General features: G+C 38.4%; 9 protein-coding genes. All 9 read left to right on the top strand.

Annotated features, from left to right (window positions below; translation table 11 throughout):
- On the top strand, positions 1-242 hold a 242-nt coding region (locus K9N40_12705), incomplete at its 5' end, for an ABC transporter permease (protein ID MCF7815327.1).
- A gap of 1 nt (position 243) precedes the next feature.
- Entirely contained in the window at positions 244-987 is a 744-nt protein-coding gene (locus K9N40_12700; protein MCF7815326.1) for an ATP-binding cassette domain-containing protein, read from the top strand.
- On the top strand, positions 987-1,457 hold the full coding sequence (locus tag K9N40_12695) for a Mut7-C RNAse domain-containing protein (GenBank protein ID MCF7815325.1): 471 nt from the start codon (positions 987-989) through the stop codon (positions 1,455-1,457). The genes K9N40_12700 and K9N40_12695 overlap by 1 nt, the downstream gene beginning before the upstream one ends.
- A gap of 89 nt (positions 1,458-1,546) precedes the next feature.
- Complete coding sequence (locus K9N40_12690) at positions 1,547-3,043, top strand: OmpA family protein (GenBank protein ID MCF7815324.1); 1,497 nt, start codon at positions 1,547-1,549, stop codon at positions 3,041-3,043.
- A gap of 135 nt (positions 3,044-3,178) precedes the next feature.
- Positions 3,179-4,531, top strand: a complete 1,353-nt coding sequence (locus K9N40_12685; GenBank protein MCF7815323.1) for an OmpA family protein — start codon at positions 3,179-3,181, stop codon at positions 4,529-4,531.
- Positions 4,532-4,541: 10 nt separating this feature from the next.
- Positions 4,542-5,348, top strand: coding sequence for a mechanosensitive ion channel (locus K9N40_12680; protein MCF7815322.1), 807 nt, complete (start codon positions 4,542-4,544; stop codon positions 5,346-5,348).
- 11 nt (positions 5,349-5,359) lie between these two features.
- Complete coding sequence (locus tag K9N40_12675; protein MCF7815321.1) at positions 5,360-5,797, top strand: hypothetical protein; 438 nt, start codon at positions 5,360-5,362, stop codon at positions 5,795-5,797.
- A gap of 25 nt (positions 5,798-5,822) precedes the next feature.
- The gene (locus K9N40_12670; GenBank protein ID MCF7815320.1) at positions 5,823-6,677 is read left to right on the top strand and encodes a DUF3078 domain-containing protein; all 855 of its coding nucleotides are present in this window, start codon (positions 5,823-5,825) and stop codon (positions 6,675-6,677) included.
- Positions 6,678-6,753: 76 nt separating this feature from the next.
- Complete coding sequence (locus tag K9N40_12665) at positions 6,754-6,951, top strand: hypothetical protein (protein MCF7815319.1); 198 nt, start codon at positions 6,754-6,756, stop codon at positions 6,949-6,951.
- The last annotated feature ends 95 nt before the right edge of the window (positions 6,952-7,046 follow it).

Here is a 7,046-nt window from a genome sequence, read left to right as displayed (position 1 = left end):
ATTTGAGTGCGGTTGTTTTCTTCAATCGTGTGTTTGAGGTACTCACGTTAAAAGATGTCCTGGTCGGTCTTGGCAAAAGTTATTTCTTTGCCTGGGTCATTGTTATTATCGGCAGCTATTATGGTTTCAATGTGAAAGGCGGGGCAGAAGGAGTGGGAAAAGTTACTACACTTTCAGTTGTTGCATCCATTTTCTGGGTAATTATTTTAGATGCGATAAACAGTCTTATTTTTTATTTTTGATATGACAAAAGAACCAATAATTTCTGTAAAAAACTTAGTTGCAAAATATGATGAAAAGATCATCTTAGATGGTGTGTCTGTAGATATTTATCCGCAGGAAGTTACTGTTATTTTAGGTGGCAGCGGCTGTGGGAAAACCACGCTTTTAAAGAATATTTTAAGATTATTCCAACCCTATTCAGGAAAAGTGGAAATTTTCGGTACTGAAGTAACTCAATTGGATGAGGTGGAATTTGATGAAATTCTCAGCAGAGTGGGAATGTTGTTCCAAAATGGAGCTCTATTAAATTCCGTTAATATTTTTGAAAATGTTTCAATTCCCTTAGAACAGCACACAAAACTATCATCCGAGATCATTGAAAAAATAATCAGGGTAAAACTGAATCTGGTGAACCTGGGACATGCTATCAATCTTTTTCCATCGGAACTTTCTGGCGGTATGAAGAAACGAGCAGCCTTGGCTCGCGCTATTGCCATGGATCCCGAAATCCTCTTTTGCGATGAACCTTCAGCCGGTTTGGACCCGATGACAAGTGCGTCTTTGGATGAGTTGATACTAAAATTGAAAAATCTTCTGAAAATGACGATTGTAATTGTTACACACGAACTAGCCAGTATTCATCGCATTGCAGATAAAATCATTTTCCTGGATGATGGAAAAGTGCTTTTTACAGGCACATTGAAAGAAGCTCTAAAATGTAAAGTTCCGGAAGTGGAGAAATTTTTCGAAGTCGGCAAATTCTGATGACTCAGCTAAAACCTCGGTTTCTGTTAGATGAAAACCTTAATCGCCTGGCAAAATGGCTTCGCATGCTGGGCTACGATGCAGCAGTTTATAAAAGAATAAGCGTTCAAAAACAGATAAATCTGGCAATCAAAGAACGCCGTCTTATACTTACCAGAAATAGAAAAACAGCCAAATCTGCTTTGAAATTCAATCGGGTTCTAATAGCGGAAGATAACCATATAAAGCAACTTCAAGAGATTATCGATATGATTAGATATGATGAAGATCTTATATTTTCCCGCTGTTTGGATTGCAACAAATTACTCTTTGATATAGATAAAAAAAAAATTGAAGAACTAGTTCCAGAATATGTATTTAAGAACTTCCATGAATTCAAAGTCTGCCGCCGCTGTGGCAGGATTTTCTGGCAGGGTTCTCATTTTGATGATATGAAAAATAAGTTGTTGCAATTATTCTCATTTAAGTAGATTAATAAAATTCTCGGACTAATTTAAATTTGACATATTATAAATAAATTGATGAAGTGCCTTCTAATGAGTGGAAGGGGAGGAAGTGGATGCGCAAAAGCGTTGTAGTTTTTGTTATTTTTCTATGCACAGTAAATGCTGTTTTTGGTCAGATCTACACAAAACAACTCTATCTTAGATTTGGTGGCTACGGAACAAAAAGAATAGGTGGAGACAAAGACTGGAGTACAGTTCGGGGTTTAACTGATATTAGTTTAGGATATTATATTTCTCCCAGATTGGGAATGGAAATAAATGCCGGTTATGGGTATAACACAATTCGGGATGATTCGGAAAATGACTGGATCCAGAAATATGTTTCGCAAGATGATTCAGTGAATTTTCAAACAATTTTCAATCCAATATCTGCAAATCTGCGCTTCAATATTCTGCAAAACCATCCTGTAATACCTTATTTGATGGGTGGATTGGGTTATTGCTGGTGGGAAATTGAGGAAACTGAACTTGATTCGATTTTAACTTCAGAAAGAAATTTTATGTCGATTATCGGTGCAGGTTTAGAATTTGAGATCAGCCGATCTTTTGCTCTCGATCTTTCGATTCGGTATCACAATTATTTCGATCAGGATAAAGACATGTCAGGAATTATCAATAATCCTGATGTTTCAGATGGAAATCTTTCGATTGGCCTGGGTTTTTCCATTCGATTTGGCGGTTATGTGGATGATGATGGAGACGGGATCGGAAATCGTAAAGATAAATGTCCAAACCTTCCTGAAGATTTTGATGGCTTTGAAGATGAAGACGGCTGTCCGGATTATGATAATGATGGAGATGGTTTGGATGATGTGGTGGAAACTAATACCGGAACTTATGTGAATCGAAATAATACCGGAACGAATCCCAATGACAGCGACACAGATAATGACACGATCTCCGATTATGATGAAGTTTACACTTATGGCAGTAATCCGTTAAAACAGGATAGTGATAACGACGGCATTTCGGATGAGGAAGAAGTTAATAATTATGGAACAAATCCCGCATCAGCCGATACTGATAAAGATGGTTTGAATGATTATGATGAACTTTTCGTTTATTACACCGATCCCCTGCTTCCAGATACTGATGGAGATGGTTTTGTGGATGGGCGGGATAAATGTCCATTAGAACCGGAAACATATAACGGCTACAAAGATGATGACGGTTGTCCTGATGAAAAACCGGAAATGCTTTTCCAAAAACGGACTCCGGTAATTTTGGATGGTGTGCAATTTGCCAGCGGAAGTGCTGTACTTACAAATGCTTCAAAATCAAAGATTCAGAAAGTAATTAATACACTTCGAAGTTATCCTGAAATGCATTTGGAAATAAGTGGTCACACCGATAACACAGGTTCCAGGAATGCAAATATCAAGCTTTCCAAAGCTCGAGCTGATGCTGTGAAAAATTACATTATCAGTCAGGGAATTCCTGCTTATCGTCTGCGCTCTATTGGGCTTGGACCGGATTATCCGATCGCTTCCAACAAGACCAGGGAAGGCAGAGCCAGAAATAGAAGAATCGAATTTTATCGTACAAAATAGGAAATGAGAAATAAAAAGAAAATCCCACTTTTTTCCATGCAGTGGGATTTTTCTTTTTGCCAATATTATATAGAATGTTAGATTTGTCATTGTTAATTAATTTTTAAAAAAGGTAAATTTTTAGGGGAGGAATAGATGAAAAAAACATTTATTGTTTTTATAATTTTCACAGTATTGCTTATGGTTAATCTATCTGCTCAGGTAGTAGCAAAAAGGCCATACATTGGTATTCATGCTGGTAATGTAAATCTATTGGGTGGAGAACCCAACCAATCAAAATTCTGGGCTGGTGGACAGTTTGGATATTATTTTTCCGAAAAAGTCGGGTTGGAAATTTCTGCTGGATATGGCTGGACGCGACCCAAAGAAAGTACCGATACAGAAATGTACATTACATATCTTACTCCTCTGAATTTGAATCTGAAACTGAATTTAACAAAAGGTACGAAATTTACACCATATTTTCTGCTGGGAGCTGGAATTCTGCAGTGGGATAGAAGAGATATTACTGGCGTCGAGGATGGATTCAGTTTTTCTGAGAAGCTGGGAATTTCGGTGGAAGATGATCAAACTACCACGGCAACCGGCGGTCTGGGAGCAAACTGGTTTTTAAGCTCTCATTTCAGTTTAGAATTTGGTGCTCGCTTTCATTACCTGGTAAATCACACTTTAGACATGAATGGATTTGGTGGCGATCAAGTGGGAATTCTGGAAGGAAGATTGGGATTTAATATTCATTTTGGCAAAGCCAAAGATTCCGATGGAGATGGCATAATAGACAGTAAGGACGGTGCCATATTTGAGTCGGAAGATTTTGATGATTTTCAGGATGAAGACGGCATTCCCGATCCTGATAATGATGGAGACGGTATCCTGGATGTTGACGACGGCGCTCCAAACGATCCTGAAGATATTGATGGTTTTGAAGATGAAGATGGAATTCCCGATCCTGATAATGATGGAGACGGTATCCTGGATGTTGATGACAAATCACCCAATATAGCGGAAGATTTTGATGGTTACATGGATGATGATGGTGCTCCCGATCTGGATAATGACGGAGATGGAATTCTGGATTATCTCGATCAATGCCCTAATCTGGCTGAAACGTTTAATGGTTATAAAGACGATGATGGCTGTCCTGATGAAAAACCGCTGATCTTTGAAGGTGTCACTTTCCGACCTGCCAGCGATTATCTGCATCTGGATGCCAAAGCAATTCTGGATGAAGTAGTAAAAATGCTGAGAGACAGGCCGAATATAAAAATGGAAATTAACGGATATACAGATAGCACAGGTCCGCGTGATGTTAACATGGATCTTTCTTATTATCGCGCTATTGCAGTCAAAAAATATCTTGTAAGCAAGGGTATTTCGGAATCTCGTCTTATTGCCAATGGTTACGGACCCGATAATCCGATAGCCAGCAATAATACAGAAGAAGGAAGAAGAAAAAATAGAAGAATAGAATTCGTAATTATCAAATAAGGGAGGATTTATGGAGAATATTCTACCAAAAATCTATGAGTGGATTTCGGCTTTTGGTCTGAAATTCCTGGCTGCTTTAGCCATTTTGATCATTGGCCGGATTATCGTGAACAGCATCAAAAAACTGATCGTGAAAGTGATGGATAAACGTCATGTGGATCCTACTATCACCACTTTTCTCTCGTCCCTGATCAAAACGGTTCTCTGGGTATTTGTAATTTTAGCGGCTTTGGCACAACTGGGCATTCAAACTACATCCTTCCTGGCTGTGATAGGGGCTGCCGGACTGGCTATCGGTCTGGCTTTGCAGGGATCGCTTTCCAATTTTGCATCCGGTTTTCTGATTATCCTGTTCCGTCCGTTCAAGGTGGGAGATGCAGTTGAGGCCGGAGGTGTGATGGGTATGATAAATCAGATCAATATGTTCAACACAGAATTCAGGAGTTTCGATAATAAGAAGATCATCGTGCCGAATTCGCAGATCATGAACGGCACGATCACAAATTATACAGCCGAAAATCAACGGCGGGTAGATTTGACTTTTGGCGTGGGCTACGGCTCTGATATTCAGAAAGTTAAAGATATTTTGAAAAGCATAATTAATCAGCATGACCTGATCCTGAAAGAGCCGGAACCTTTTGTAAGATTAACTGAATTGGCAGACAGCTCTCTTAATTTTAAAGTGAGAGTGTGGAGCAAAACCGAAGATTATTGGACTGTCTTTTTTGATCTGACGGAAACGGCAAAAATGGAATTTGATAAGAATGGCATTAACATTCCATTCCCGCAAATGGATGTTCATATAAAAAATCAATAGAAGGAAATATAATGAAAAAGATAGTTTTAATAGGGTTATTGTTAATAATTGTAATGAGTATTTATGCTCAAAATTCAGGAACTGGATTAGGTATAATTCTGGGCGAGCCAACCGGCTTGAGTGCAAAACTGTGGACTGGAAAAAGCACAGCTTTTGATGCAGCAGCTGCCTGGTCTTTTGGAGATGAAGGTGCACTACATATTCACGCAGATATGCTGTGGCATAATTTTGGTCTGATCAATCAGCAATTACCGGTTTATTATGGAATTGGTGTTAGAGTAAAATTGGCAGACGATCCAAATGTAGGAATTAGAGTTCCAATCGGAATTGCTTATCAGGTTTCAGGTGCTCCATTAGATATTTTTCTGGAAGTTGTTCCAATTTTGGATTTGATGCCGGAAACAGATTTCGGTTTTAACGGCGCACTTGGCGTAAGATATTTCTTTTAAAAAAAACATAAAATATGGGGGAGAAATGAAAAAGTTAATTTTACTTTTAAGTTTAATTGCAATTAGTGCAGTTTTAAGTGCCGAAGGCTGGACAAAATCTGCAGATGTTTCTTTGAATTTGAATCAGAATGAATACAGCGATAACTGGGCAGGTTCGGAACTGGGATCAATATCCTGGACGTTCAATGCAAATCTGCTGGCAGAAAAACAACTGAATCCAAAGCTGAATAACAAGAATACACTTAAACTGGCTTTTGGGCAGACTCATAATCAGTTTGTTGATATCAACGGTGATAGAAAATGGGCAAAACCGGAAAAATCTACTGACCTGATCGATTTTGAATCGATGTTCCGTTTTACTTTGGGTTTGGTGGTAGATCCTTTTGCCAGCTTCCGCTGGGAAAGTCAATTCATTGATGAACGTGGCAACGAGATCAAAAACATCAATCCCAATATTTTCACAGAATCTTTTGGTGTAGCTCGTATGTTCATCAAAGAAGATAATAAAGAACTCAGTGCCAGATTGGGTGCTGCCTTGAAACAGTATTTTGATGGTTATGCAGATGAAAGTAGCAACGATGGTGGTCTGGAAATTGTAGGAGAATACAAATCTCCTTTGGCAAAAAGAGTAATTTCATACAATACAAAGTTGATCATGTACAAAGCTCTGTTTTACTCACTTTCTGATGAAGAAGATAACGTTGATTATACCGAGAACTGGGAAGCTGTTCGTATGGATTGGGAACATATTCTTTCTGCCAGCATCACCAAACTTATCAATTTGAACCTTTATGTGCAATTCATTTATGATGAACGTCAGATCGATGAATTGCAGTTCAAGGAAACACTTGGATTAGGATTTGCATATAAATTGATGTAGTAAAATTATATTTCAGGCTGGTTTCTGTACAAGGATTCCAGCCTTTTTTAGTAATGTAACACAAACGTCCTCGTTTATGACTGTTGAAATTTACAATATCCGCGGTCAAAAAGTAAAAACACTTTTGAATTCACTTCTTTCTGCTGGTCACCTTGAATGCATCTGGAACGGTAAAGACACAAATAACAAACGCGTCTCCACCGGAGAATACTTCGCCAAGCTCAAAATCGATGGGGAAGAAGTAGAAGTAAAAAAGATGATGCTGTTGAAATAAATTTTCCGTCATCCTGAGTATTTCTTTCACAGTAAATTGACGAAGGATAGACACAACATATTTCGTCAAAATAGCAAGGAGAGTTTCTCAATATG

This window comes from Candidatus Cloacimonadota bacterium, from assembly GCA_021734245.1.
Taxonomy (GTDB): domain Bacteria; phylum Cloacimonadota; class Cloacimonadia; order Cloacimonadales; family TCS61; genus B137-G9.
This window is presented reverse-complemented; position numbering and strand designations above follow the sequence as displayed.